Source organism: Rhodoblastus sp. (assembly GCF_041915505.1).
In the GTDB taxonomy this organism is placed as follows: Bacteria; Pseudomonadota; Alphaproteobacteria; order Rhizobiales; family Beijerinckiaceae; genus Rhodoblastus.
On the sequence record NZ_JAYSBG010000452.1, the window covers coordinates 1 to 2,484 of the forward strand.

4 protein-coding genes are annotated in these 2,484 nt (G+C 64.3%); 2 read left to right on the forward strand and 2 right to left on the reverse strand.

The window, feature by feature from the left end; genetic code table 11:
* Window positions 1-42 precede the first annotated feature (42 nt).
* A complete protein-coding gene (locus tag ACE3S9_RS18465; RefSeq protein WP_374547936.1) occupies window positions 43-516 on the forward strand; it encodes an SRPBCC family protein in 474 nt (157 codons plus the stop codon).
* Window positions 517-523: 7 nt separating this feature from the next.
* Here the strand turns inward: ACE3S9_RS18465 and ACE3S9_RS18470 are convergent, their stop codons facing one another.
* Complete coding sequence (locus tag ACE3S9_RS18470) at window positions 524-736, reverse strand: hypothetical protein (protein ID WP_374547937.1); 213 nt, start codon at window positions 734-736, stop codon at window positions 524-526.
* The gene (locus ACE3S9_RS18475) at window positions 733-1,071 is read right to left on the reverse strand and encodes a YbjQ family protein (protein WP_374547938.1); all 339 of its coding nucleotides are present in this window, start codon (window positions 1,069-1,071) and stop codon (window positions 733-735) included. The genes ACE3S9_RS18470 and ACE3S9_RS18475 overlap by 4 nt, the downstream gene beginning before the upstream one ends.
* 201 nt (window positions 1,072-1,272) lie before the next feature.
* Here ACE3S9_RS18475 and ACE3S9_RS18480 point away from each other — a divergent pair.
* On the forward strand, window positions 1,273-2,484 hold a 1,212-nt coding region (locus ACE3S9_RS18480; protein WP_374547939.1), incomplete at its 3' end, for an autotransporter assembly complex family protein.

Below are 2,484 nucleotides of genomic sequence, written 5' to 3' on the forward strand. Positions count from 1 at the left end.
TGGACGCCTTCGTCGAAACCTTGGCTGCAAAGGAAAACAAGCATGGACACGAATGACGATCTCGATCTCGTCCTTGAGCGCGTGGTCAAGGCCAGTCCGGCCCAGCTCTGGCGCGCCTGGACCGAGCCGGACCTGCTGAAACAATGGTTCGCGCCGCGGCCCTATGGCGTCGTCAAGGCCGCGATCGACCTCGCGCCTGGCGGCGCGTTCAATATTGTGATGTGTTCGCCGGAGGGGCAGGCTTTCCCTGAAAAGCCGGGTTGCGTGCTGGTCGTGGAGCCGGAACGGCGTCTGGTCTGGACCGACGGTCTCGGCCCGCATTTCCGGCCCAATGCCGAGGCCTTCATGACGGCGGATATCACGATGGAGCCGGCGCCGGGCGGTGCGCGCTATCGCGCTCTGGTGCGCCACAAGACCCTGCAGGATCGGATCAGGCACGAAGAAATGGGATTCTTCCAGGGATGGGGAACCTGCCTGACCCAATTGGAAGAGCTTGCCGCGCAATTACGGGCGTGACGCAAGCCTAATCGAGCCGGCTCTTGTCGTGCAGCCGCGCGGCGTCACGGCGCTCGCGCAGGACGAGGCTCCAGGCGATCAGCAGCGCGAGGATCACGCCCAGCGTGATCATCATCTTGACGAAAATGTCGGGATCGAACAGCCGCGTCCATAATTGCAGCAGCGCAATGACGGCGCCGGTCACGAACAGGCCGAAGGCGGCCGGAACCGTCCAGTTCATGGCTGCGTCTCCTGCTCGACCACGACCGCCGTGCCGTAGCAGATGACTTCGGTCACGCCGCTGAGAATCTCATTGGCGTCATAGCGCATCATGACGATGGCGTTGGCGCCGACCGCGACGGCATGCTGGCACATCATTTCATAGGCCTCGGTGCGGGCTTTCTCGCAGAGATTGGTATAGACCGAAATATTGCCGCCGAAGAAAATCTGGAACGCGCCGGCCAGATTGCCGACCACCGAGCGCGAGCGCACCGTAATGCCGCGCACGATCCCGATATTGCGGACCACCCGGAAACCCGGCAATTCCAGCCCGGTGGTCACCCTGTTCGCCTGCATCGATTCCTCCGCCGTCAAAGGCTGACGGCGCCGATGCTAGCGCTCGCCGGTTGATTTTCGGTTCGCGCAAACGGTAAAGCGCCGAATGGTGACGTTTTACCGGCCGTACTGGCCCGTCCCCTTTGAAAGAAACGTTGAATTAAGATAGTCGTTCATAATGACGCTCCGGATTAACGGCCGGCGTTGGTTGAGTTTTTTGGAATGAGCCGGTTGCGCTGCGCCCTCTTGATCGGACTTCTGGCGGGAGCGGCGGCGCTCCCCGAAGCCGCGCGCGCGGATTGGCTCTCCGATTGGTCCTTCGGCCTGTTGGGCAGTTCCGACGCCCCGCCCGCGCCGCGCGCCGACGCCGTTTCCTATTCGGTCGAATTCGTCACGCCGGACTCGTCGCTAAAGGACGCCCTGCAAAGCGCGTCAAACCTCTATCGCCTGCGCCAGGAGCCACCCGAAAGCGGCGAGGGTCTCGCGCGGCGCGCTTCCGCCGACCTGCCCCGCCTCGTCGACGCGCTTTGGGCCGAGGGCTATTACGACGCTTCCGCGCGTGCCGTGGTCAACGGCCAGGTCATCGAAATGGGCGGCGCCGGCCTCGACGCCGCCGCGCGCGCCGCCAATCAGGCGCGCGGCCACAGCGTCGTCCATATTGCGCTCGAAGTGCGCCCCGGCGCGCTCTATCGCATCGGAGTCATGCGGATCGTAGACGTCCGCACCGGCGAGCCGCTCAACCCTGAACTGACGCGGCGCCGCGTGCTGAAACTCTCCAGCGGCGATCCCGCCCGCGCCAACGACATACGCGACATGCAATCGCGCTTGGTCAACGCCATCCGCGAAAAATCCTATCCGCTCGCCAAGGTCGATCTGGCGGAGGCGACCGTCCATCACAACAGCCAGACCGTCGATCTGCTGGTCAAGGCCGATACCGGGCCGAAGGCCGGTTTCGGCGAGGTCACGGTGACGGGGACGCGCGACCTCGACCCGCGCGTGGTGCGCTCCTTCATCTATGTCGAGCCGGGCGATCCCTATTCGCCGCAGAAAATCGCGGCCATGCGCAAATCCATCGGCCAGATCGAGGCGATCGGCTCGACCCGCATTCTCGAATCGGATCATCTCGACCCGAATGGCAATCTGCCGATCACGGCGCAGGTCGACGAGCGCAAGAAATATGCGGTCAGCGCGGCGGCGCAATATTCCACCATCGACGGGCCGAACGCGCGGGCGGACTGGACGGCGCGCAACCTGTTCGGCGGCGGCGAGCGCCTGCGCATCGACGGCCTCGTCGGCTATGCCCAGCAGGGAACCTATCAGGCGACGCCGAGCAAGACCTGGTTCGATCCGGACCGCATGATCGGGCGCCTCAACGCCAGTTTCATCAAGCCGGCGCTATGGGGCACGCGCAACGATTATCTCGCCGACGTGACT

Bases quoted from the DNA above. Each gene is read 5' to 3' on its own strand.
- ACE3S9_RS18465 (WP_374547936.1), top strand. From the start codon at position 43: ATGGACACGAATGACGATCTCGATCTCGTCCTTGAGCGCGTGGTCAAG.
- ACE3S9_RS18470 (WP_374547937.1), bottom strand. From the start codon at position 736: ATGAACTGGACGGTTCCGGCCGCCTTCGGCCTGTTCGTGACCGGCGCC.
- ACE3S9_RS18475 (WP_374547938.1), bottom strand. From the start codon at position 1,071: ATGCAGGCGAACAGGGTGACCACCGGGCTGGAATTGCCGGGTTTCCGG.